Origin of the sequence: Chryseobacterium sp. JM1, assembly GCF_000737715.1 — a bacterium.
In the GTDB taxonomy this organism is placed as follows: domain Bacteria; phylum Bacteroidota; class Bacteroidia; order Flavobacteriales; family Weeksellaceae; genus Chryseobacterium.
The window spans coordinates 357,542-382,450 of record NZ_JPRN01000001.1; the positions used below are offsets into that span (position 1 = coordinate 357,542).

At 37.9% G+C, this 24,909-nt stretch carries 25 protein-coding genes; 9 read left to right on the top strand and 16 right to left on the bottom strand.

Annotation, left to right across the window (positions count from 1 at the left end; translation table 11 throughout):
- Positions 1–47 precede the first annotated feature (47 nt).
- The 4 genes from IW22_RS01540 to IW22_RS01555 all read left to right on the top strand — a co-directional run bounded on the left by IW22_RS01540 (position 48) and on the right by IW22_RS01555 (position 3,386).
- The gene (locus tag IW22_RS01540; RefSeq protein WP_034723583.1) at positions 48–1,082 is read left to right on the top strand and encodes an AMP-binding protein; all 1,035 of its coding nucleotides are present in this window, start codon (positions 48–50) and stop codon (positions 1,080–1,082) included.
- Positions 1,083–1,121: 39 nt separating this feature from the next.
- A complete protein-coding gene (gene arfB / locus IW22_RS01545; RefSeq protein WP_034723585.1) occupies positions 1,122–1,514 on the top strand; it encodes an alternative ribosome rescue aminoacyl-tRNA hydrolase ArfB in 393 nt (130 codons plus the stop codon).
- A 347-nt stretch (positions 1,515–1,861) separates the two neighbouring features.
- Positions 1,862–2,242: a GreA/GreB family elongation factor gene (locus IW22_RS01550; protein ID WP_034723586.1), complete on the top strand. Its 381-nt coding sequence runs from the start codon at positions 1,862–1,864 to the stop codon at positions 2,240–2,242.
- Between the two features lie 169 nt (positions 2,243–2,411).
- Positions 2,412–3,386 (top strand): deoxyhypusine synthase family protein, encoded by a 975-nt coding sequence (locus IW22_RS01555; RefSeq protein ID WP_034723588.1) that lies wholly within the window; start codon positions 2,412–2,414, stop codon positions 3,384–3,386.
- A gap of 273 nt (positions 3,387–3,659) precedes the next feature.
- Here IW22_RS01555 and IW22_RS24285 read toward each other — a convergent pair whose 3' ends face one another.
- Positions 3,660–3,806 (bottom strand): hypothetical protein, encoded by a 147-nt coding sequence (locus IW22_RS24285; RefSeq protein WP_165571856.1) that lies wholly within the window; start codon positions 3,804–3,806, stop codon positions 3,660–3,662.
- A gap of 117 nt (positions 3,807–3,923) precedes the next feature.
- On the opposite strand from IW22_RS24285, the gene IW22_RS01560 reads away from it, so the two are divergent.
- Together IW22_RS01560 and IW22_RS01565 are read left to right on the top strand one after the other, a co-directional pair.
- The gene (locus IW22_RS01560; RefSeq protein ID WP_034723835.1) at positions 3,924–4,220 is read left to right on the top strand and encodes an MGMT family protein; all 297 of its coding nucleotides are present in this window, start codon (positions 3,924–3,926) and stop codon (positions 4,218–4,220) included.
- 310 nt (positions 4,221–4,530) lie between these two features.
- The gene (locus IW22_RS01565) at positions 4,531–5,325 is read left to right on the top strand and encodes an alpha/beta hydrolase (RefSeq protein WP_034723590.1); all 795 of its coding nucleotides are present in this window, start codon (positions 4,531–4,533) and stop codon (positions 5,323–5,325) included.
- A gap of 242 nt (positions 5,326–5,567) precedes the next feature.
- On the opposite strand, the gene IW22_RS01570 is transcribed toward IW22_RS01565, so the two are convergent.
- The 13 genes from IW22_RS01570 to IW22_RS01630 form a co-directional block, all read right to left on the bottom strand.
- Positions 5,568–5,948 (bottom strand): helix-turn-helix transcriptional regulator, encoded by a 381-nt coding sequence (locus tag IW22_RS01570; RefSeq protein WP_034723592.1) that lies wholly within the window; start codon positions 5,946–5,948, stop codon positions 5,568–5,570.
- A gap of 156 nt (positions 5,949–6,104) precedes the next feature.
- Positions 6,105–6,890: a hypothetical protein gene (locus IW22_RS01575; protein ID WP_131401669.1), complete on the bottom strand. Its 786-nt coding sequence runs from the start codon at positions 6,888–6,890 to the stop codon at positions 6,105–6,107.
- Positions 6,891–6,899: 9 nt separating this feature from the next.
- Positions 6,900–7,256 carry a hypothetical protein gene (locus IW22_RS01580; RefSeq protein WP_034723596.1) on the bottom strand — a complete coding sequence of 119 codons (357 nt, stop codon included), beginning with the start codon at positions 7,254–7,256 and terminating at the stop codon, positions 6,900–6,902.
- A gap of 2 nt (positions 7,257–7,258) precedes the next feature.
- Positions 7,259–7,810, bottom strand: coding sequence for a LemA family protein (locus IW22_RS01585; RefSeq protein ID WP_034723598.1), 552 nt, complete (start codon positions 7,808–7,810; stop codon positions 7,259–7,261).
- A gap of 13 nt (positions 7,811–7,823) precedes the next feature.
- Positions 7,824–8,909: a hypothetical protein gene (locus tag IW22_RS01590; RefSeq protein ID WP_034723601.1), complete on the bottom strand. Its 1,086-nt coding sequence runs from the start codon at positions 8,907–8,909 to the stop codon at positions 7,824–7,826.
- Between the two features lie 173 nt (positions 8,910–9,082).
- Positions 9,083–10,975, bottom strand: coding sequence for a molecular chaperone HtpG (htpG, locus tag IW22_RS01595; protein WP_034723603.1), 1,893 nt, complete (start codon positions 10,973–10,975; stop codon positions 9,083–9,085).
- Positions 10,976–11,233: 258 nt separating this feature from the next.
- Positions 11,234–12,238 carry a recombinase RecA gene (gene recA / locus IW22_RS01600; RefSeq protein WP_034723605.1) on the bottom strand — a complete coding sequence of 335 codons (1,005 nt, stop codon included), beginning with the start codon at positions 12,236–12,238 and terminating at the stop codon, positions 11,234–11,236.
- 204 nt (positions 12,239–12,442) lie between these two features.
- Positions 12,443–13,630: an oxygenase MpaB family protein gene (locus tag IW22_RS01605; protein ID WP_034723837.1), complete on the bottom strand. Its 1,188-nt coding sequence runs from the start codon at positions 13,628–13,630 to the stop codon at positions 12,443–12,445.
- A 97-nt stretch (positions 13,631–13,727) separates the two neighbouring features.
- Positions 13,728–14,501 (bottom strand): LuxR C-terminal-related transcriptional regulator, encoded by a 774-nt coding sequence (locus IW22_RS01610; RefSeq protein ID WP_034723608.1) that lies wholly within the window; start codon positions 14,499–14,501, stop codon positions 13,728–13,730.
- Positions 14,502–15,268: 767 nt separating this feature from the next.
- A complete protein-coding gene (gene gap, locus IW22_RS01615; protein WP_034723610.1) occupies positions 15,269–16,273 on the bottom strand; it encodes a type I glyceraldehyde-3-phosphate dehydrogenase in 1,005 nt (334 codons plus the stop codon).
- Between the two features lie 31 nt (positions 16,274–16,304).
- Complete coding sequence (gene pfkA / locus IW22_RS01620; protein WP_034723612.1) at positions 16,305–17,291, bottom strand: 6-phosphofructokinase; 987 nt, start codon at positions 17,289–17,291, stop codon at positions 16,305–16,307.
- Positions 17,292–17,374: 83 nt separating this feature from the next.
- A complete protein-coding gene (locus IW22_RS01625) occupies positions 17,375–18,247 on the bottom strand; it encodes a DUF4846 domain-containing protein (RefSeq protein ID WP_034723614.1) in 873 nt (290 codons plus the stop codon).
- 136 nt (positions 18,248–18,383) lie between these two features.
- Positions 18,384–18,725: a winged helix-turn-helix transcriptional regulator gene (locus tag IW22_RS01630; protein WP_034723615.1), complete on the bottom strand. Its 342-nt coding sequence runs from the start codon at positions 18,723–18,725 to the stop codon at positions 18,384–18,386.
- 96 nt (positions 18,726–18,821) lie between these two features.
- On the opposite strand from IW22_RS01630, the gene IW22_RS01635 reads away from it, so the two are divergent.
- Entirely contained in the window at positions 18,822–19,622 is an 801-nt protein-coding gene (locus tag IW22_RS01635; RefSeq protein WP_034723616.1) for a DNA alkylation repair protein, read from the top strand.
- Positions 19,623–20,000: 378 nt separating this feature from the next.
- Here the strand turns inward: IW22_RS01635 and IW22_RS01640 are convergent, their stop codons facing one another.
- Together IW22_RS01640 and IW22_RS01645 are read right to left on the bottom strand one after the other, a co-directional pair.
- Positions 20,001–20,759, bottom strand: a complete 759-nt coding sequence (locus IW22_RS01640; RefSeq protein WP_034723617.1) for a TIGR03915 family putative DNA repair protein — start codon at positions 20,757–20,759, stop codon at positions 20,001–20,003.
- A gap of 168 nt (positions 20,760–20,927) precedes the next feature.
- Entirely contained in the window at positions 20,928–22,187 is a 1,260-nt protein-coding gene (locus tag IW22_RS01645; RefSeq protein ID WP_034723618.1) for a putative DNA modification/repair radical SAM protein, read from the bottom strand.
- Positions 22,188–22,330: 143 nt separating this feature from the next.
- Between IW22_RS01645 and IW22_RS01650 the strand changes: the two genes are divergently transcribed.
- Positions 22,331–23,659 carry a hydroxymethylglutaryl-CoA reductase, degradative gene (locus IW22_RS01650; RefSeq protein WP_034723619.1) on the top strand — a complete coding sequence of 443 codons (1,329 nt, stop codon included), beginning with the start codon at positions 22,331–22,333 and terminating at the stop codon, positions 23,657–23,659.
- 166 nt (positions 23,660–23,825) lie between these two features.
- Positions 23,826–24,908 (top strand): hypothetical protein, encoded by a 1,083-nt coding sequence (locus IW22_RS01655; RefSeq protein WP_034723620.1) that lies wholly within the window; start codon positions 23,826–23,828, stop codon positions 24,906–24,908.
- Position 24,909: the final 1 nt, after the last annotated feature.

Genomic DNA, 24,909 nt, shown 5'->3' on the forward strand with positions numbered 1-24,909 from the left:
TTTTAAAGTTTTTTTTACATTTACATCACTTTTTATTTAGTACAATCATGCGGATAGACTTCAATAATCTCAATATTAATAATTTATCATTTCATACCGATTTTGAACAGAAAACCAAAAATTTCCTGGACGAATGGTTTTCTGACGGAAATACGGTAAAAGTGCAGACCTCCGGTTCTACAGGAACACCAAAGATTTTTGAAATTGAGAAAAAGAAAATGGTCAATTCTGCGGTGATGACCTGTAATTTTCTGGGTTTAAAACAAGATGATAAAGCCTTATTATGTCTTCCGGTAGAATATATTTCCGGTAAAATGATGGTCGTTCGTTGTATTGAAAGAAAACTGCAACTGATCGTTTCAGAGCCATCTTTGAAACCAATAGAACATTTAAATGAGGAAGTGGATTTCTGTGCGATGACTCCGCTTCAGGTAGAAAACTCGCTGGACAAGCTATATTTAATTAAAAATCTCATCATCGGCGGAGCTACGGTTTCAGAAAACCTGAAAGAGAAAATTAATAAAGCAGCTCAGCATTCCCAAACATCAAACCGTATTTTTGAAACGTATGGAATGTCTGAAACCCTTTCCCATATTGCCTTAAAACAGCTGATGCCTGAACCTGAAGATTATTTCACTGCTTTCGAAAATGTTTCTATCAGTACAGATGAAAGAGGCTGTCTGAAGATCTTTGCTCCGAATGTGAATGCTGAAGTGTTGCAGACTAATGATTTAGTCGAAATTAAGAATGAAAAGCAGTTTAGATTTCTTGGGCGAATAGATAACGTTATTAATTCCGGAGGAGCGAAAATTTTTCCCGAAGCCCTGGAAGCTTTGGTCAAAAAAGAAATTCCAAACGAGGCCGTTTTCATTGGAATACAGGATGAAAGCCTTGGTCAGAAATTAATATTGATCATAGAAGGAGAAGAATCTGTAAGCATGATCGAAAAAATTTCTGAAATACCCTTTGAAAAGAACTTTCACAGACCCAAAGAAATTATTTTCACCGAAAAAATTCCAAGAACCCCAAACGGTAAAGTAAACCGAATAGAACTCAATAAAATAATAAGCGAAAGTTTATAATCTTTTATCTTTACTCTTTAATCTATCAGTCTCTATCTTATGAAAGATTTCTCAAAAGAACTCAACTTTAAAACGTCCCGCAGCAGTGGAGCAGGAGGGCAGAACGTCAATAAAGTCGAAACTGCTGTAACGGTTCTCTGGTCTGTCGCTGAGTCCGAATTTTTCAATGAATACCAAAAAGAGCTGATCCAGACTAAATTAAAAAACAGGGTCAATGCTGAAGGCTATCTGTTCCTGACGGTTTCAGAAAGCAGAACCCAGCTGATGAACAAAAACAAAGCGATTGAAAAAATTATTGAGATCGTTAATAAAGCTTTAATTGTTCCTAAAAAAAGAGTCGCAACAAAGCCTTCCAAAGGACAAAAGCAAAAAAGGCTGGATACCAAAAAGAAAATTTCCGAGAAGAAGGATAACAGGAAGTTTAAGTTTTAGGATACGGGTTAAGAGTTTAAGATGGTTTTCTTCCGTATATCGGGATTTTTGAGTATCTTAGGGATATTATTAATTCAATTTATGACAGCACTAATTTCTTTATCTGCAGATTGCCATTCCAATGGTCTTTTGCTGTCGCTGTTATATTTACATACAGATTCTTTTCTGAAGAGTTCTAAGGACTTTATTAATTAAGCCCTGTCAGGATCCACGACAGGGAAAACATTCCGATCTATTTTACCTATTATTTTTGCAGTTTTCTACAGGAGAAAAACTGAACAGAAGTGTCATCCTGCATTGGATCACGAAGAATAACTGCATTCATTAATTTTTAAAACAAGTAAAAAATGTCCAAACCTATTATACTCACCACCGGAATTTATGATGCGATAAAAGATACCCTCAGGAGAAAAAAAGTAAGTATGCCTGAAGAAAAAAGGCTTGTAGAAGAGCTTAGAAAAGCGAAACAGGTTCTGAGAAGAGATCTTCCTACTGATATTGTAACGGTGGATAGAAAAGTAACCATCAAAGATCACACCCGGAATTTTGAACATGAATATATTTTCGTGGCTTCTGCAAAAGCTAAACCAGTAAAGAACAAACATTCCATCTTATCGGATATCGCTTTGGCAACGGTAGGATATAAAGTGGGAGATATCATCGACTGGCCTTTTAGAGATGGCGAAAGAAAGATTGAGATCTTAAAAGTAGAATCTTGTCACGGGTAATCCCTGTGTAATCTATATTGTTAGAGGAAGTACGGCTTCAGGGCTGTACTTTTTATATTATGGCAGTTCTGTTTATCATTTGTTAAAAAAGGATGTTCAGAGGAGAGTTTCTTTCCGTACTCATGTTGCATTCCGTTTTTAAGTTTTATCTTTGCAAAAATTAAAAAAAATGAGCAAACCGATTTCTGAATTTATAGAGAAATATTACCTGCACTTCAATGCGGCTGCATTGGTAGATGCATCTAAGGGGTATGTTGCACATCTTAAAGATGGCGGAAAAATGATGATCACTTTGGCAGGTGCTATGTCTACTGCTGAATTGGGGAAAATCCTTGCAGAAATGATCCGTCAGGGGAAAGTTGATTTTATTTCTTGTACAGGAGCCAATCTTGAAGAAGATTTGATGAACCTTGTGGCGCACTCTCACTACGAAAGAGTTCCTCACTACAGAGATCTTACGGCTCAGGACGAGTGGGCTTTATTAGAAAGAGGACTTAACAGAGTTACCGATACATGTATCCCTGAAGAGGAAGCTTTCAGAAGACTTCAGAAGCATATCGTGGATATCTGGAAAGATGCAGAAGCTAAAGGCGAGCGTTATTTCCCGCACGAATTCATGTACAAAATGATTCTTTCAGGAGTTCTTGAGCAGTATTACGAAATTCCAAGAGAAAACTCATGGATGATCGCTGCGGCTGAGAAAAACCTTCCAATCGTAGTTCCGGGATGGGAAGATTCTACGATGGGGAATATCTTCGCTTCTTACTGTATCAAAGGTGAGCTTACGGCAACCACTATGAAATCAGGAATTGAGTATATGATGTATCTCGCAGACTGGTACACTAAAAATTCAGCTGGAAAAGGAGTTGGTTTCTTCCAGATCGGAGGAGGTATCGCAGGGGATTTCCCAATCTGTGTAGTGCCAATGCTTTATCAGGATATGGAGATGCATGACGTTCCTTTCTGGTCTTATTTCTGCCAGATCTCGGATTCTACCACATCTTACGGTTCATACTCAGGAGCAGTTCCGAATGAGAAAATCACTTGGGGTAAACTGGATATCACAACACCGAAATTCATCGTTGAAAGTGATGCTACCATCTGTGCACCATTGATGTTCTCTTACATCTTAGAAAATTCTTAAGAACAGATTTTTATAAAAATACAAACGCTTCAATTCACTTTGAAGCGTTTTTTATATCCCCACACCGTCATTGCGAGCGAAGCGAAGCAATCTCATTGATACACCATACTTTTTACATTATACGTTATACATCATACATCATACAAAAAAAATGACGTGCCCCTCACCACCACACAATCCCATACCTCGGGTCGGGCTGCTCCGGGCTCCACTTCGTTCCGGTACGCGGTACCGCTCGCTGCGCTCGCGCCCTCCATATCCCTCACGCGGAGGTCAGTCAAGGGAATTCACCAGCACAAAATAACGGTAGGCCAGAATTCCTTTCTCTATTTTACTGAGACGGTTCGGATCTTTATTGCTCAACTTCGGGAGCATCTTTTTATTGACTGCATTCAGCAGTCTGAAAAATGATTTTTTCATATCTTTATATTTAAAATCAGACATCATTGAATCATTAAGAATTCAAAAATGATGCAGAAACGGGTTAAAATGTATTTAAACCCTATTTTTCAACAGAATAAAACCAATCACTTTACGATGGACGAAATTTTCAAACAACAGATTTACGAGATTACAAGGCTTATTCCGAAAGGGAGAGTTTCCTCTTATGGCGCCATAGCTAAAGCGGTAGGTTATCCCAATCATTCCCGTCATGTAGGAAAAGCGATGGGTGGATGCCCTGAAGATGTCCCCGCGCATCGTGTCATATCCAGTTCAGGCGTGTTATCTGTTCCTGAATTTCAGAAAAGACTAGAAGCGGAAGGAATTATCGTTGAAAATTTAAGGATAAAAGATTTTAAAAAACTGTTCTGGAACCCGCTTGAGGAGATTTAATCTTAACCTGATTTCGGGATGTTTTTAGATGTCAGATTTTAGGTTGAGGCTAAGACTAAGGTTTAGAAATGTCAATGGTCAATTTTGCTTCGCAAGTGAATGGGTAGATTCAAGAAACAAGAGCCAAGAAACAAGATTTTAGACATCAGACGATTATTTATTAGTTTAACTACCAACCAGCAACTAATAAACCAGCAACTAGCATTTTGAAAATTTTACCGTTCAGATAAAGATATTTACAGCTCAGTCATCTATTTTTTTAAACTGCTGGCCATCGCAATACCTTTGGTTCATAATAAAACTAAAACTTATGAAACCAATTTCAATTTTCACATTTGTATTCCTTTTTTTGGCTGTATTTTCAAAAGCTCAGTCGGATGAAAAATTCTATCAGCCTGGCAAAACCATGAAGCCTTTTGAATTTAAAATAGCTGAGCAGATTAATTTGCCGGTTGATCAAGATACAGTTACCGCCTTTATTGCAAAACCCAACACAAAAAATATCAAAAAAACGATCTTCTATTTTCATGGCGCTGCTGGAAATGTGACGACGTATCAGTTTATGACCAAACCTTTGGTAGATGCAGGCTATCAGGTCGTGATGATTGATTTCAGAGGATACGGCATGTCTACGGGAAAACCCAACCATAAAAATATAGCAGAAGACGGGCAGAAGCTCTTTGATGAACTGATGAAAAGACCCGATATCAAAAACACCAAAGTCTATATCTACGGAGCTTCTTTAGGAACGCAGATCGCAGCTCACCTTGCCAAAGATAATGTTTCAAAAATCTCAGGTTTGATCCTTGACTGTCCAATGTCTTCTTTCACCGATATAGCCGCTCATTTCGCACCTCAATATAAAGATTTCATCCTGCAGTCGATGGTTTCTCCATACGCTGCTAAAGAAGATGTAAAAGCCTTAGGAAAGCTTCCTGTGCTTGTGATTCATGGAGGAGAAGATAAAACCATTCCGTACGAACAGGGAAAATTGGTTTTTGATAATGCTTCCGAGCCTAAAGTATTCATTCAATCAAAAGGAGATCATCTGCAGGGATTGGTCAATAATAAAGAAGAGATTCTGAAAGCAATTGATAAACTATAATGAAAGTGTTTCCAGCGGCGAAGCCGCTGGAAACACTACAAAATAATAATCTGATATCCCTATATTCATAAGCAGGACCATCATTCCCCTTCCATGAAGGGGTGGATTTTTGCAGAGCAAAAAGACGGGGTAGTAAAAAATATACATAATAATTTGTCACAAAACAAAAACTCCCTGAATACGGATAGGTATTCAGGGAGTTTTAAATTTATAAATTAACAGGGAGATTTAAAATCCCACCATTATTTTCTTCCTTTCGGAGCTCTTAATTCTTCTTTCAATCTTTCATTTTCCTCTTTCAGCAGAGCAATATAATCCTGCAAGCTTTGAATAATGGAGGCCGAAATATTATGAAACTGAGTCATGGTTCCATTTCCTGAAGAGCTGTCATTAAATACAGGATGATCATAATTAACCACTACTTTAGCTTCCTCATCCTCATAAATATCTTCTACAGTCACATCCAGAAAACGGGCAATTTTGTCCCATTCATCTTTTACAATCCGTACATCTCCGCTTTCTTTTCTGCTGTAGTTGGATACATCAGTCGCGATAATATCAGCTATCTGCTGCTGAGTATAGCCTTTTTGTTTTCTGATGACGCGTAATTTTTCTTTTTGCATATCCGACATTTTATACAAAAATGGAAAAAAAGCGCAATGTGTACAATAAAAAACAGAAAAAATGTGCGATAAGATTTTATGTCCTGACTACGTTACATTCGTAGAATATTGATATTGGTAGTTTAATTTGAGTTTTTATCTGGGTTGCAGTAAAAATTATTTACGCATTCGGTTTTTAAAAGTGGAAAATCTACTGTTTTTTTTGACGGTCTTTTCTCTGGTAAAAAGCATTTTTAAGTATCCGAAGAAAGCAGGAATCAGAATTGTTACAAAAAGACTGCAAATTCCTAACGCCCAAACCGGCATATCATTTCTCCTCCCTTGAAAATATTCCCAGATCACCCAGGACATTACCCCGATAAAAAACAGCATGGCTGCAGGGAAAACCAGATAGGTTACAAAGCCAATTCCTATCCGGAAAATAATAGAGTAGTCCTGACCCCATGAATATAAGATAATCCAGGCCATCGCCAGTCCTAATACAAAAAGGAAAAGTGAAACAATAAAAACGATGAGTTTTTGTGTTCCGAAACTTAAGTTGGTCACACTTTGATCTCCATCCTCATAGCCAATCGTTATTATTTCGCCGATTTCTACGGGATGACTGCTCCCATAGTTTAAAGGTTTTTTGATCAATTGGTTTTTATGATCCTTGAATTCTACTATTGCTCTTTTAGCTTCATCGGTATCTGATTCCATGAGATCATAGTCAACCACTTTAGCTTCATATTTTGGGGATGAAAAAAAAGAAATTATCGGGTGAGAAATCATAGCGACCAAGCCGAAAAATAAACTGGAAACAGCAAAAACGACAAGGCCGGGGTAAATAAAAGAAGCCAGAGAAATGGGTACACCATCCTGTCTGGATTTCTTCCTTCTGTAATTCATGAAAAGGATGAAGACTGTAAAAATGAAGGGTGTCAATAAAATAAATTTTCCCATGGTTTTGTTTTAATCTTTTTGTGCGTTTTTCAGTTTTGAGGCGTCTTTGAGGAAATTAACGGTCTCCTCTGTATTGAATAATGTGAAACCGGTTACACAAATTAGAATAGCCAGATAAATCAATGTCAGCTTTAATTTTTCAAAGCCAATAAACGCTGAGAAGAAAATAAAAGGGATAAAAACAATTACAGATAAACCGAAAGTAAGAATGATGAACCTGAGAATTTTTTTGATAAAGAATATTTTCTTAAAAATACTGTACAGCATCAATAATCCGATGGTAAGAACCGGAAAACCAATGGCCAGACTTCCGAAAAATTTCTCAGAATTGATAAAACTGCCAAGGGCGCCTAAATCTATTTCCATAATTAAAGTGTTATTGTATTATTCTGTTTTTCATTATCCGAAAACTGGAGCATTTCCTTTTTTCGGTAATTCATCATTTTAGCAAAAATAAAATCCGGGAAAACTTCAATGCCGGTGTTGTACAAATTGATAGAATCGTTGAAATACTCTCTCCGGTCTGCAATAATATCTTCCAGTTCGCTTAACCGCTTCTGAAGCTCAAGAAATGACTGGCTGGCCTTTATTTCAGGATAATTTTCCACAGTAATCAAAAATGATTTCAGTTTTCCGTCGATGTTATCTGCGATTTTCATTTTCTGATCGTTTTCTTTAGTGGTAAGATATTGGGATCGAAGGGCTACAAGTTCCTTCAGAATTGTATTTTCGTTCAGAGCGGTTGCTTTCACGGTTCTTACGAGATTGGGAACTTCGTCTGCCCGCTGCTTCAGCACCACATCAATGTTGGCAAAAGCTTTTTGTGAATTATTTTCTAGCATTACCAGTCGGTTATAAGTACTGATTAAGAACGTAATCAGACCTACAGCAACAATAATGATAAGTAAAAGCGAAATCATAGTTGAATGGTTATTAATGGTTAAAAATACTTTCAAAAGGATTGGACTTCAGAACCTCTTTCCAGTTTCTCTGTTCAATAATGATTTTAGTCCCATTAATGGTAACAGGTGTAAAAAGAATAATAGCTGCCAATAGGGCGATGCTGGCCAATGCGGTTAGCGCTCTGAGTTTTAAAGGTCTCCATTTGTTGGAAAAATTCACAATATCCAATGGAGCAATTCCAAATACTTTTTTACCTTCATCAAAACGGAGAATTGAGTTTGAACCTTCATAAAAAGCCTGTCCGATTAAAAGGAAATCAGTCTTTTCATCGAGAATATATTCCTGATACCGTTTTCCACCACCTTCCCGCGAATGGGTGGGTGAAAAATTAATCCATTGAAGCTGGGCAGGAACGATTTCTATTTTTCCGGTTTCATCTTCAATATAAAAGTTTTTAAGATCTGTTTTTCTTGAAATCTCATGATAGGAAGTAGAAGTTCTGCCGTCATCATCTCTGGTGGTATGAATTTCATCAACGGTATAAATATAACCGACGCATGGTGTATCCGTATCCGGAGAAATAACCGGCTGAATGGCTTTTGCTTTCCCCGAAATTTCCGCAAGCCCCATCGCTACACTTTTTATTGTGGAAGTAGGAAGTGTTCTTTGATAGAAGTAAAATCTGTTTTTATTATTCGGGAGCATGGAGCTTAAGATGATCACAAAAAAGATGAGGAAGAAAGAATAGATGCCCAAGTAGAAAAAAGCAAGATATCCTAAAAGAGCCAACAATCCTCCACCAATAATTTTCAAGACCGGAGTTTTATTTTTTCGCTGTTCTTTAAAGGAATCGACAGTAGATTCAATGCCGTTTTTGATCATCCCGATAATAGCCATGGCAAAGACAGAAAGAAACAATGCAATGAAAACAATTCCCGATTCTTTCCGGAAAAACAGAAAAGCAATCCCTAAAATAGCAGGATCTATGACAAACATAATCCAGCCGGGTTTTAAGTTGACATTGAAAATTCCGGATAAAATAAAGGTATGAAACAAGGCAATCCCTAAACAGAACAGGAGGAGAAAAGGAAGTATTTCAGAGGTTATTTCGAACATCGGTTACGTTTTGAACAAATGTAATGATATTCAGGATAATAAAGAATTAGCAGGATAATTTAAACTAAACTTAGGTAATATGAAGGGGTTGGAAGAGGGAAGATATCCTTGCCAAGGATTAAGGTAATAAAAAAGGCCGTTGTCACGGTTGTGATACGGCCTTCTTTGTCATATTATTTTTCCAGTTGCTTATAGCTTCTCTGGATGAAATCTGTCAGGTCTTTTCCTTTCAGTAGATTCTGTGAAAGTTTCGCAAGATCTAGAGCGTATTTGATCAGCGTTTCTTTTTCCTCAGAGTTTTCTGTCTTTAAAATCTGGTTGGAAAGTTCACTGTTTGAATTCACTACAAGATTGTACATCTCAGGGAAACCTCCCATTCCGAACATTCCACCTCCGCCAGAGGCCTGCATTTCCTTCATTCTTCTCATGAATTCAGGTTGCGTAATGGTAAACGGAGCATCATTGCTGTCAAGATCTTCAAGCTGTACCGTGAATTTAGCATCTTTTACGGCTTCTTCAACGTTCTTCTTTAATGATTCTTTTTCAGTTTCGTTTAATTTAGAAATAACCGGCTCGTCTTTTTTGATCAGGTTGTTGATGTGATCTGCATCCACTCTTGCAAATGAAATCTTCTCTTTTGCAGTTTCCAGTTTCTGGATCACGTGAGAGATTACAGGGGAATCTAATAACAGAACGTCGTAACCTTTATCATTAGCTGCCTGGATATAGCTGTGCTGCTCATCTGCATTGGTTGCATAAAGAATCACTGTGTTACCGTCTTTATCCGTATGAGCTGGCTGGATTTTTTCAATCAGTTCATTCCAAAGGAAATATTTCCCGTCAGTGGTAGGATATAGCGTGAATTTATCAGCTTTTTCTGCAAATTTTTCTTCGGTGATAATTCCGTATTCGATGACGATTTTAATATCATTCCATTTTTGCTCATAATCTTCACGGTTCTCATTGATCAGAGAGGCCATTTTATCAGCAACTTTCTTAGTGATGTAAGAAGAGATTTTCTTTACTGCACCATCTGCCTGAAGGTAAGAACGGGAAACGTTCAACGGAATATCCGGAGAATCGATTACCCCTCTTAAAAGCATTAAGAAATCAGGAACGATACCTTTCACCTCATCAGTAACAAATACCTGATTCTGATACAATTGAATTTTATCCTTATCAATATTTAAATTGTTGCTCAGTTTCGGGAAAAATAAAATTCCGGTAAGGTTGAAAGGGTAGTCAACATTCAGGTGAATATTAAATAAAGGCTCCTCAAACTGCATGGGATACAATTCATGGTAGAACTTCATATAATCTTCGTTGGTAAGCTCGCTTGGTGCGATGGTCCAGGCCGGTGCCGGGTTATTGATGATGTTGTCAACTTCTTCAGTTTCTGCTACAGCATCTTCCGGAGCGTCTTCCGGTAATGGAAGTGTATGCGTTTTTGTTCCGAATTTAATGGGAACAGGCATGAACTTATTATATTTTGAAAGCAGTTCACGGATTTTTGCTTCTTCTAAAAATTCTGTAGAATCTTCAGCGATGTGAAGAATGATTTCTGTTCCTCTGTCGGTTTTATCAGTGGTTTCTTCAAGGGTGAATTCCGGGCTTCCGTCACAGATCCATCTTACGGCAGATCCGTCTTTGTAAGATTTTGTAAGAATTTCTACTTTCTCTGCCACCATAAATGCAGAATAGAAACCAAGGCCGAAATGTCCGATGATTCCTGAGTCTTTTGCTGAATCTTTATATTTTTCAAGGAATTCTTCAGCCCCGGAAAAAGCAACCTGATTGATGTATTTCTCAACCTCTTCAGCCGTCATCCCGATTCCCTGGTCGATAATGCGTAAGGTCTTTTGCTCTTTATCGATCTTAACTTCAATCTTCGGGTTTCCGTATTCCACTTTAGCCTCACCAATGCTCGTTAAATGCTTTAATTTCAAAGTCGCATCAGTTGCATTGGAGATCAGTTCTCTCAGGAATATTTCGTGGTCACTGTAAAGAAATTTTTTAATAAGCGGGAAAATGTTTTCCACAGATACATTAATATTTCCTTTAGTCATAATAATTTTTGTTTTAATTTCTTTTGAATGCTCAAAAAAAATACCGATTTGAAGAAAGTGACAGAATGACAGAAATTGTTGAGGATTTAAAGATTTGAAAATTTGAAAGATTAAAGGATCTTATTAAAATTCAATAGGAGCGGGCTTTAACCTGCTTACAAAATGTGCATAAAGACATGGGCTTTAGCCAAAACCTAAATAGTGCACAACAAAAAAGACAGCCCAAAAGCTGTCTTTAATATTGTCCGTAGATAGAACCTATTTTTTATTCTTCAGTTCTTCTTTGATTTTATTTTCCAATTCCTCAGCAAGCTCAGGGTTGTCTTTTAACACATCTTTTACTGCGTCACGTCCCTGACCTAATTTAGTTTCTTCATAGCTGAACCAAGAACCGCTTTTCTTTACAATTCCCTGTTCTACAGCCTGATCTAGGATTTCTCCTGTTTTAGAAACTCCTTCACCGTACATAATGTCGAATTCAGCCTGTTTGAAAGGTGGAGCTACTTTGTTTTTCACAATTTTCACTTTCACACGGCTTCCTACTGCTTCATCTCCGTTTTTAATCGGGGCACTTGCTTTTCTGATATCTACTCTTACAGAAGCGTAGAATTTCAAGGCGTTACCACCTGTAGTTGTTTCAGGGTTTCCGAACATAACACCGATTTTCTCTCTCAACTGGTTGATGAAAATTACGGTACATTTTGTTCTTGAAATCGTAGCGGTCAGCTTTCTTAATGCCTGAGACATTAATCTTGCATGAAGACCCATTTTGGAATCTCCCATTTCTCCTTCAATTTCTGCTTTTGGAGTAAGTGCTGCTACCGAGTCAATAACTACGATATCAATGGCTCCCGAACGGATCAGGTTGTCGGCAATTTCCAATGCCTGCTCCCCGTTGTCCGGCTGAGAAATGATTAAGTTTTCAAGATCAATTCCCAGTTTTCCTGCATAACCTCTGTCGAAAGCGTGCTCTGCATCAATGAATGCTGCAATTCCACCTGCTTTTTGAGCTTCTGCAATAGCGTGAAGGGTTAACGTTGTTTTACCTGAAGATTCTGGTCCGTAGATTTCGATAATTCTTCCTCTGGGATATCCGCCTACTCCAAGAGCAATGTCTAATCCTAAAGATCCGGAAGGAATCACTTCGATGGTTGTATCAATAGTACTGTCACCTAATGTCATTACAGTTCCTTTTCCGTATGTTTTATCTAGCTTGTCAAGCACCAATGCAAGTGCTTTTTTCTTATCGTCTATGTTGCTCATCTGTTGTTAAAATAATTTTTCAAAAGTACATAATTTAAACATCAAAAGCTAATATTATTTAGGGCAGAAATCTGTTTTTAGAGTTAAAAAATAATAAAATTGAGAGGCTGATATCGTTCATTACGAACAGGATGCAGCGTTTTATGATTCAAAACATAAAAAAATAATTTTTGCCTTCTGATGTAACAGTTGTTCAGGGCTTTTTTAGTGGAAATTTGAGTTTTTTGTAATGCTCAGATAGTCTTCCAGTACTTTCATCTGGTCGTTGTTCCCTTTTTCTATTCTGGTGTCCCGGCTTACAATCTTATCATAAATTTTGTTGATCATGATTTTGGTTTTGGGAAACAGGTTCCTGTTTGGGACATCCGGAATTTGTAGTCTTTTGCAGACTTCATCGTCAAGAAGAAACCACGTGCAGCAGATGTGAAGGTATCTTAAGTTTGTTCTTTGAAATTTAAACTTTAAAATAGGATTTTCCAACGATTCATTCAGTAAAGAATGAGCTAGCAGAATAGAGTCTTTATCGGAGGGAGGTTGTACAGAAGTCCACAGGTAGAAATATTCCGTTGCTTGTTTTTTACTGTCGGGAAGGAGCTCTTCCGGAATTCCCAATAAATAGCCTACGTATTTCCAAAGATGAAAAATTCCTTTTTCTTCTTCTTCCGTAAAAGTATTCCCCAGTTTCTGAAGACTGTGGAGAAAAACAAGACTGAAACCGATATATGTGGCCATCATATCCCATGAATTGATGGGTTCACCCCAATTTTCAGTATCCCATTGCTGATAATGCTTCCTGATGGAAAGTCTGGCATAAGAATGAATCAGGCGGGTTTTTATCGCAAATTCATAGCCTTTTGCGTGAAGTTCCAGGGCATCATAACGGGTCGCATTGACCCAGAAGTCCAGGGTTTCGGAAAGACGTTTTACTGCTCCTTTTTTCAAAGCTTCTGTAGCAGTAAGGGGTTTGTTGAGGTAAGCATAATCATAACCTCCCATCAGACAGTAATCCCTTAACGAAATTAGCGAGTCGATGTTGCCACGCATGCAAAGCTCTGCGCCGCTTTTTAACAGGCTGTAATCAAGCCATTCGGGAATGTGTTGGGTCTGGGTGAAAAGCTTCTTTACGCTTTCAGGAACATCATCTGTTTCGGAGACCCCGTTTCGGATATAATTTTCAATTTCTCTGGAGGCTTCGTGAAATTTTTTAGTAAAATAAACATCTTTCACCACTTCATCACCGATTTCATCCACATGATAAAAATGAGCAGAAAATCTATCGAAGTCCTTAAAACTTACTTCTGCTCCGGAAAAATCAAGAAGTTGTTTTCCGTTGCCTTTTTCCCAAAAATCTTTAAAATGAGGGGAATCTTTAAAACGAGGCTGGGTATTCATTCTTTCCATTGTATATAAAAATACAAGTTTTGCACCGAAATACTCTGGTGAGATTTATCAGTGTTAGATTATGTTGGATATTGAATGTTGAAAAATATTAGATAAGCCCTCGCTCAAAGGCCTTTTTCACGAGTTCCTTGCAGTTTCTGGAATCTGTTTTTCTTAAAATATTTTTTCTGTGGGTGCGTACCGTATGTTCAGACAGGATTAATGCCTGTGCTATTTCAGGTCCGGAATATCCTTTGGTGATAAGGCCAAGGATCTCCATTTCCCTTTTGGTTAAATGCTCTGAAAACTGCTGCGGCCTGGAAAAAGAATCCAGTTTTACCTGATGAAAATCATTTCTTGGTCCGATTCCGGAAATCAGCACGGTATATGGATTTTCTTTTGTGATGTGATGAATGTTGGTATGGATATTTATGGCCTGCACCGGAATACCGGTCTCGTCTTCCATGGTGATAACAGACTGGTGATGGAATAATTCATAATTTCCTTCCGCCGTTTTCATTCTGAAGCAGTAGCTGCACTTGATGTAAAGCTGGTGCTCCAGACCAATCTCTGTCATTTTATCAATGAGGGTCTGTTCGGCTTTCATGACAAATTCAATGTCATCAGGATGGGTCAGGTCGATAACTTCTTTTAAATTTTCGGGATATTCAGGGAGACCATGAAGCTTGAGAATGTTTTCATGATGGTGCGAAAGCGTACTGTTGGTAAGATTCAGAGCGTAATAATAAAACTCGCCGATCGCAAACATCTCGCCGATGATACGTTCCACCGGAGGTCTATTCAGGATTTCTCTGTCTCTTCTCACACCCGGGTAGGTATCCCAGACTTCAAGCAGAGGATGTTTTTTTTCTGAATTCCCCATGAATAAATAGTTTTACGCTAAAATAACTAAAAAACTTACAAAATACCACAAAAGGGGGATTTTTTTACACTGATAAAATGATAAACTTTGTACTAGCTAATAACCATGGCGACTCAATTTCTACTATCCCGTTTTGTTTTGTGATTTATTTTTTCCATAATTTATTGTAATTAGGAAAATGTTGAGCATAGCAAACTTGACGAACCGTCTTCAGGGCGGCTTTATTTGAAACGATAATGAATGTTATAAAATCAGTTTACTCTTTTCTTTTTAGTTGTTTGAAAATGATAAACTAATGGCCTCTCGTTGCTGGAGAGGCTTTTTCTTTTTTATTACCAACAGATTTCTTCAATATTCCGGCTCAGTCTAAAACTTTTTTTTTAAAACAATTTTTAACATTAAGAAATTAAGATCTTAAAAGATGGGGCGCTTAAAAACTTAAAAAAAATCAATTTATTGATTTCTTCATTCATAATAATAAACGTACTGCTTAAATCCTTAATGTTTTAAATTAAGAAATAAACTAAAATTTATTGAGGTTAAGAAAATTAAGACTATTTGTAGGTTTTATTGTATTTATTATGCTCCCTGAGTTTTGAGACAGAGCCAATATTCCCACATTTTAAAATCACCCAAACGGGTACTTTACTTGTATTCATGGAATTCCAAACTTTGTAGCAAACTAATAACTATGAAAGCATAGTTATAACAAAAAACCTTCCCGTAGGGAAGGTTTTCATTATGTATTGCTAATTGCTCATTACTGATTATAAAGAAGCAGAATGAATCAGCATATCTACCAATTTGTTTGAGTAACCCATTTCGTTGTCATACCAAGAAACAAGTTTTACAAAGTTTGGAGAAAGCATGATACCAGCGTCTTTGTCGAAGATAGAAGTTCTCTTATCTCCTACGAAATCCTGAGAAACCACTGCATCTTCAGTGTATCCTAAGATTCCTTTCAATTCACCTTCAGAAGCAGCCTTGATAGCAGCACAGATCTCATCGTAAGAAGTAGCTTTTTCTAATCTTACAGTAAGGTCTACTACAGAAACGTCAACAGTTGGTACTCTGAAAGACATACCTGTTAATTTTCCGTTTAGTGAAGGGATTACTTTTCCTACCGCTTTAGCAGCACCTGTAGAAGAAGGGATAATGTTGTTAAGCGCAGCTCTACCACCTCTCCAGTCTTTAGCAGAAGGACCATCCACCGTTTTCTGAGTTGCTGTTGTAGCATGTACCGTAGTCATAAGACCTTCTACGATTCCGAAGTTATCGTGGATTACTTTAGCTAAAGGCGCTAAACAGTTCGTTGTACAAGAAGCGTTGGATAAGATTTTGATATCGTCAGTAAGTTCCAGGTGGTTTACACCCATTACGAACATCGGAGTATCGTCTTTAGATGGAGCAGAAAGGATTACTTTTTTAGCTCCGGCGTTGATGTGAGCCTGAGCAGAGTCTTTAGATAAGAAAAGACCTGTAGATTCTACGATATAGTCTGCACCTACTTCATTCCACTTTAAGTTGTTAGGATCTTTCTCAGCAGTTACTCTGATTCTTTTTCCGTTTACCACAAGGTCATTTCCTTCTACAGAAACTTCTCCCGGGAAAATACCGTGTACAGAATCATATTTTAACATGTAAGCCATGTATTCTGCGTTGATTAGGTCATTGATTCCTACTACTTCAATGTTATCTCTTTCGGTCATTGCTCTGAAAACAAGACGTCCAATTCTACCAAAACCGTTGATACCTACTTTGATTGTTGACATAATAGTTTGTTTTAGATTTATAAAAAAATAATTAGATTGCTAAAATTTCGGAAATCAGTAAAAGATCTTTATTGATTTCATTATGTTTTTTAATGGCATCTTCGATCGGTGTGTACACCATATCGTTAGAACGCATTCCAGCCATTACATTTGTTTTTCCTTCCATTAATCCCACTACGGCACCGTAACCCAGTCTGCTGGCCAAAACTCGGTCTGCGCAGCTTGGAGAACCACCTCTCTGGATGTGTCCCAAAATGGTTACACGGATATCATAATCAGGGAATTCTTCTTTAGTCAGGTTGGCAAGATCATAGATGCTGCCTTGCTTTTCACCTTCTGCTACGACAACAATACTTGATGCCTTTCCAGTCTTTTCAGCCTTTCTGAAATTAGCGAAAAGCTCATCTCTGCTGTCTTTTTTCTCAGGAATAAGAATATCCAGCGCACCCGTGGCCAGTCCGCTGTTTAAAGCAATAAAACCTGCATCACGGCCCATTACCTCTACAAAGAAAACCCTGTTGTGAGAAGTTGCCGTATCACGAATTTTATCAATAGATTCCATAGCTGTATTTAAAGCGGTATCGTAGCCAATGGTATTATCCGTTCCGAAAATATCATTGTCGATTGTTCCTGGTACACCGATTACTCTGATCCCAAACTCTTCGTAAAAGATCTTTGCTCCGGTAAAAGTTCCGTCTCCTCCGATACATACCAATGCATCCACACCATGTTTCACACAGTTCTCATAGGCTTTCTGGCGTCCTTCGGGAGTTCTGAATTCCAAGGATCTAGCGGATTTCAGAATGGTTCCGCCCTGATTGATTATATTTTTTACGGAACGGGGACCCATTTTCAGGAAATCATCGTGGATAAGGCCGTTATAGCCTTCCCTTACTCCGTAGCATTCAATATTATAATAGTTTGCGGTCCTTACTACCGCTCTTAATGCCGCATTCATACCCGGAGCGTCACCTCCAGAGGTAAGAACTGCAATTTTTTTTACAGCACTCTCTTTCATCTAGTAAAAAATTTCGAACACAAATTTACAAAAACAAGTTCAGATAATGGCAGTAAGTTGAGAAGAGTTTTGAATATAAATAATTAAAAGCTTCTAAAATTTGTAGGTTTAAAAAAATACCTCGCCGTTTTCGTTTCTGCAGCATTTACATCAAGACTGTACCATGGCGAAATATTTTTCTCAAAAGGATTGGAAAGTGTATGAATAGATTGCGCCGGAGTGAATCCCTGACTTAATAAAAATAACTTTTTCCCTTCCTTATTCTGACATACTCCGGAAATAAAAACAATATGTCCCGGACTTCCCGCTGTGATCAGGATATCACCGGTTTTCAGATCTGAAGTTGTAGTAACAGGTTTTGTTTCCTTATTTAGAGATATGGTTCCTGCATAATTGAAGATCAGATCCAGATATTTTCTGAAATTGGGATAGGAATCATCAAAGCCTGCTGTTTTTCTGAAACTGACATTATTCCCACTGACAAAAGCCCGGATGCCGTTTTTATAATCATTCCATGAAACCAGATCACCACTTGTAAAATGAAATTTGATCTCGTCAAACTTTTTGGCTTTGTACAAATATTCAGCTCTCAGACGGATGGCGGCATCAGCGCACTGCTGTAGATCCTTATTTCCCGTGTCAATATCAAATACGGCTTCATGAAGATCCTGGGTTTCGATGGGAGTTCCATCATATCTCAAGATCTGACTGCCATAAGGTTTTAGCTTAAAATTTTCAAGGAAATACCCGAAAGAATCAGGTTGTTCTTCAATCCAGGTATAGCCTTTGGGAGGAGAAAATCTCTCTTTGACTGTGTTTTTATCTTTATGAATGGAAACGGAGTTTTCTTGAGTCAAACCTTCTGTAATACTGGTTTTGCTGCCTGATATGGCTTTATCATTGTTGCACGCTGCTGTCATCAGTGCAGCAGCCAGAATGGAAATAGTTTTTTTCATGTGGGTTTTCTTCAATTACAAATATCATTGATTTTTTGAATATGACGTGATTTTTTTTAACCACGGATTGCACAGATTTACACAGATGTTTGCGTTTTATTTGCGTTATCTGTTTAATCTGCGCGAGTGAAAAATACTAAACATTCTCATTTTCGGGGATTAAAAGCTTTCCCCAGTCGTTTAGCTGCCAAAGGATTTCTACCAGTTTTCCGCCAAGTTCTGTTAGGGTATATTCAACGCGGGGAGGTAATTCATTAAACGACTGTTTAACCAAAATGCCGTCTTCCACCATCTCATTCAGCTGCTGATTCAAAACTCTGCGGTCTACCTTAGCAATTCCCCGGAGAAATTCACTCGGACGTTTTTTCCCTTCATTGATCTGCCAGACAATCGGAATTTTCCACTTTCCACTGATGGTATTAACGGCAACTTCCAACGGACAGATTTTATTTTCTTCAGCTTTCTCCTTTGTTTTCATAAAATTGACTTTTTTATCCCTATGGGTGAAAAATATGCGCTGTTGCCCATCTTGATTCACTTTCGGACTTTTGTAAAGTTAATCATTAATAGAATCATGACCGGAAAACGAAAAGGCGCCCGCTCCATAAAAGATATTCCGAAAGATATCCTCGAACAGCTGAACCGGGGTGATATCGAAACTGCAAACCTTACAGAATGGCTGGCGGTAGATCAGAGGCTATTGCTGGAAAATTTGCTTCAGCAGAATCACCGTACAGAATATTTGAAGCCTATTATAGAACATGTAGACCAGCTGAAAAAACAAACCGTCAATACCATTAATGAAACCATCGGAATGGGTTTACTTAATCTGGCTGCTCAAAATAATGACGATGATTTTCTTCTCAAAATTTCAGCCCATCCGGCAGATCTCGTGCGTTGCTGGGGGGCTTATACTGTTGGACGCAACAATAATTTAAAACTTAGAGAAAAATTAGACAGGATTCAATTATTTGCTTCTGATTCTCATTTTGGAGTGAGGGAAATCTGCTGGATGGCGGTGCGTCCGGATATCTCCAAAAATCTTGATGAAAGCTTATCTGTTTTATCCGAATGGACGAGGCATGATAATGAGAACGTGAGACGTTTTGCCAGCGAATCTACCAGACCGAGAGGAGTTTGGTGTGAACATATCAATGCTTTAAAACAAAATCCCGGACTAGGACTGAAAATTCTCGAACCTTTACGGTCAGATTTCTCAAGATATGTGCAGGATAGTGTGGGGAACTGGCTGAATGATGCCAGCAAATCACAACCTGAGTTTGTCATAGAAATCTGTGATGAATGGCTTGGGGAAAGTCCGACAAAAGAAACGCAGTATATCGTAAAAAAAGCTTTGCGAACCCTTAAAAAGTGAGACTTATCCACAAAGAAAGAATGGTGGAGTTATTTTTCATTGCATATGTCACGGATTTTCACATTTTTAAATAATTTTCTCAAACCCTTTATTCCCGTTGACCAGGGAATAATTTGCTTCATTTGACAGGAAAAATAAGATTCAAAAAGCTTCAATGTTAACTATATGTTAACTTGAAAAAGTTATCCACAATATGAGTTTTTGAATAATGGGGATTATACATCTCACGAAATGAATGATTTAAATAATGAAGATCAAAAAGGGACTTGAAATCAGGTCTTTTTTCGCCGAAATAAAAAGTTATCCACAATATGGAATTATTGATTCGGTTTTAGAACTTATTTCCAGTGATCAGTTATTTAAATTTTAAGGATCCGTTTACCATTTTTCGGTCAGATATTTCCAGTATCTTTTCGGGACATGCTGAACATGCAGTTTTAAATTCTTTCGTTCAACAATATTGGTTTTAGTAAAGTATCGCTGCCAGAGAGTCTGGTAGTTTTGTTCTTCGTCGTGAAATTTTTGCTCGTATTGATGAAGGTTTAGTTTTTCTTCAGGATAAAAGAATTCACAGTTTTCCAGATCGTACAGAATGCCATAATCTCTTCTCAAATCATAAATCATCCATTTTTGGTCCTGATAGCGATCTTTAAAATGTTTCCGGATCAGCGGAAGAACATCAAAATCAGGATCTATTTTCGCAAAGAAAACACCGTCCTGCATTTTTTCAAAACGTACAAAAGCGGTCATTCTGTGCCGTTCCCGATTCACGGACTTACAGATTTTTGATATGGAAAGCATGTCGTTATCTGCATAATTCTGAAGGATATTATCTTCAGGATGTTTGATGGATTGTCTGACTGCCGATAAAATAAGATGCTCCAGCTCCGGGTCTTCTGACAGGAAAACTTTCAGCAGCTGATGAACTCCGGATCTCCCGATATTCTGTTCCAGTTTTTTGAATACCCTTTCAGATTTATCATTTTGCGTAATGGTCTCATGAATTTCTGCAAAGATATTTTCCTGATGAAATCTTTCTTTATTTACTATTTCCACATCTTTATACCGGTATTCGAAAACTTCAAATACTGCAGTTAAAAGGCCGTCGAAACTTCCGTCGTAGAGGAGTGTAGTCATTGGTTGATGTGATGATGTGATGATGTGATGATGTGATAATGTGGTAATGTGTTGATTTGGTGATGAGGTAACAGTTAAGCGGATGACTTCCAGTCCTTATTTCTAAATCTCTTAATTGCTCAATCTCTGAATCTTTAAATTTTTAAATCCTTCAATCTTTAAATTAACTTAAAACAAACTCAGCTGCTGCGAAAACTGATTATGAAACTTAGAAGAACTTCCGCCTACAAGCAGTTGCCTTAAATTTTTATCGGTTAAATATTTTAGATAAGCATTGCCTGCATTAAAATCGATGAAATATTTGGCGCGGTTGACGGCTGCTCCCAATTTTTTCAGGTGATCCATATTTAAAGCCTGAAAACGGCGTGCCTGAACAATCTTCTGTGCTGTTTTTACTCCGATGCCGGGAATTCTTAAAATCATCTGATAATCGGCAGTCTGGAGATTAACCGGAAACTGATGAAGGTGTCTCAAAGCCCAGCTCAGTTTAGGATCTACTTCCAGGTCGAGGAAAGGCATATGAGGATCAAGGATTTCTTCCGCTTTAAATCCGTAGAATCGCATTAACCAATCCGACTGATACAGACGGTTTTCCCGAAGCATAGGAACTTCCGTAGTCAAAGAAGGAAGTCTTTTATCTTCCAACACTGGAACATAGCCTGAATAATAGACCCTTTTCAAATTGAAGTTTTTATAAAAATGATCAGCCACTTTGATGATCTGTAAATCATTTTCATTGGTCGCTCCTACGATCATCTGTGTAGATTGCCCGGCAGGTGCAAACTTCGGAACTTTTCTGAAAATTTTCTTTTCATCTTTATACTGACTGATCCCTTTCTGGATATAACGCATCGGGTTGATCATATCCTGACGGTTCTTTTCGGGAGCGAGTAATTTAAGTCCGCTTTCCGTAGGGATTTCGAGATTCACTGAGAGTCTGTCTGCGTACAAAGCAGCTTCCTGCATCAGTTCATCACTGGCTCCGGGAATAGATTTTAAATGGATATAGCCGTTGAAATTTTCTTCAGTCCGTAGTTTTTTCGCCACTCTTACCAGGCGTTCCATCGTTGTATCTGCATTTTTGAAAATACCGGAACTCAGGAACAGGCCTTCAATATAATTTCTGCGATAAAAATTAATCGTAAGATCCACGACTTCTTCTACAGTAAACGCAGCTCTTTTGATATCATTGGAACTTCTGGATACACAGTACGCACAATCATAGATACAATGGTTGGTCAGGAGAATTTTGAGCAGGGACACACATCGCCCGTCTTCCGTATAGGTATGACAAATCCCGCTCGCGGAACTGTCTCCTAAAGCGCCTTTTTTATTTTTTCTCGTTCCTCCGCTGGATGAGCAGGAGACATCGTATTTCGCTGCATCGGCAAGGATTTCGAGCTTTTCTTTCAGGCGTTCAAAATTCATAATTTCAACTGGATGTTACAATTTGTATCTAAACTTTGTTCAAAAATAGTTCCAAAATATATAATTATCAATATTTTTCTATAGAAGTTATCAACAATGGAGACTTTCAAAATTACTATCTTTACACTTATTAAATTTATGCTATGAATCATAAACCGGTAGAAGGTTTCTCTAAATTGACCAAGCAGGGAAAAATCGATTGGCTTGTCGGCGAATACCTTGAAGGAAACGAAGAATATCAAAATATATTAAAACAATACTGGAACGAAAATGCTGAACTTCAGAAGCTTCACGAAGAGTTTTCTGAAAATACCATTTCCAATTTCTATATGCCTTACGGAATTGCTCCGAATTTCTTAATTGACGGAAAATTATTCGCTCTTCCAATGGCTGTTGAAGAAAGTTCAGTGGTAGCGGCCGCTTCCAAAGCTGCAAAATTCTGGATTGATAAAGGAGGTTTTAAAACGACCATTATCAACAATGAAAAACTGGGGCATACGCACTTTATTTTCAATGTAGAATCGCATAAACTTCTGCATTTCTTTAATTTCAATTTAAAGAAAAAACTCCTTGAAGCTACAGAAGACATTACCGCGAATATGAGAAAACGCGGGGGTGGAATTTTAGATATCAAATTGGTGGATAAAACCGCTGAAATGCCGAATTATTATCAGCTTAAAGCTAGCTTTGATACGGTAGATTCCATGGGCGCGAATTTTATCAATTCATGCCTTGAGCAATTCGGGAAAACCATGAAGCAGGAGATTGCAACAAGTGAAGATTTCACACAGGAAGAGAAAAGTTCACTTCAGATTGTGATGAATATTCTTTCCAACTTTACACCCGACTGTATTGTAAGAGCTGAGGTTTCATGTAAAATTGAAGACTTAAAAGATGATAGCGGAATTTCCAATGAAGAATTCGCAAGAAAATTCAAACAGGCCGTTACCATTGCTGAAATTGAACCCTTCCGTGCTACAACTCACAACAAAGGTGTGATGAATGGAGTAGACGCCGTAGTAATCGCTACAGGAAATGATTTCAGAGCAACAGAAGCCTGTGCTCATGCCTATGCAGCTAGAGACGGACAATACAGATCTTTAACACACTGTACGATAGATAACGGAATTTTCAGATTCTGGATCGATCTTCCTATTTCTGTAGGAGTAGTGGGAGGACTTACGAACCTTCATCCACTGGTGAAATTCTCACTGGCGCTTCTTGGAAAACCTTCCGCACAGGGACTGATGAGTATTCTTGCCGTTTCAGGTCTTGCGCAAAATTTCGGAGCCCTCCGTTCTCTGGTAACCACAGGAATCCAAAAAGGGCATATGAAAATGCACTTACTGAATATTTTAAACCAAATGGGCGCTACAGAGGCAGAAAAACAACATTTTGTAACGTATTTTAAAGATAAAACGGTAAGCCATCATGAAGTGATTCATGAGTTTAACAGATTAAGAGCTCAATAATGCTGCAGATCATCTTACCCATCGTATTCATCATTTTCGGGATCTTTTTAAAGAAAACGACATCGCCGGGCTTTAGAAATTCTAAAAAACTTTCCAATGTCTTTATTATATTGGGTATTTCAACGTTGGTGGCGAAACTTATTTTAATGTATATAAAATCGAAATAGTGAAACGGAACATTGTATTTTTCCTTTTGATTTCAGGTTTAAGTTTTTCACAACAAAAAAATGTGAAGATCAATGACCTGCCGCCTGCCTCTGAAAGTCATTATTTTCCATTAATTTCTTACAGCGGAAAGCCTTTGCTTGAGAATAAAATCAATACTTTTCTGCAGGTAAGTGAACTGGAATATGTTCCGAATTCCGGTGGAAATCCTTTTAAACGGGCTTCCACGGCTACCAATTCTTACTCCAATTATGTTGATTATTACAGTTGGGAAAAAATGGAATCCCCCGAAAATATTCTGAGTATTACGATGGAGGGTGAGGCTTCAGGAGCGTATCCGGAGAATTTTTTTATCGCAAAAAATTTTGACCTGAGAACAGGAAATTATATCAATGTTGAGGATTTGTTCCGGCCGGATGCTGCCAAAACCATTAAAAATTTAATCCAGAAAGAAATAAAGAAACAGATTGCTGATTTTCTTGTGGTGTTAAAAGCAGAGAAAAATCAGTCAGATGAGGTTCTGGCGCAGATTGGCCTTTATGAAAACTGCTATACTGATTATGGTTTAGACGGTATGGAATATTATTTCGCAAAAGATAAGATGAAGTTTATTGCACCAAGATGTGCCAACCATGCGATGAGAGCACTGGATGAACTGGATAGTCATGTGATTGAATTTTCTTATAAATTCCTGGAGAAATATTGGAGTCCTTATGCTAAAAACTTAGTATCAGGCTCCTCACAGGTAGATCATACAAGTTTCAGAAACAAACTGTACAAAGGGACAATTGGTGGAAAATATCCGGTTACTGTGCTTGTTAAGCGTTTGTATGATGAGCAGGGTGGCGGTGCCAGCTTTAACGCTTCGTACTGGTATGATAAAAATAAAAAACTCATCGAGTGGAACGGTAAAATGAAAGGGAATCATATCTCTATCACAGAAAGTGAATTCTACAGTGAAGAAGCCAGACAATGGATGGTGACGGGATTTGTGGAAGCTGATATCAAAGGGAACAGGATCACCGGAACCTGGCAGGATAACAAAACAAAAAAATATTTAAATCTGGAATTAGAAGAATTATAAA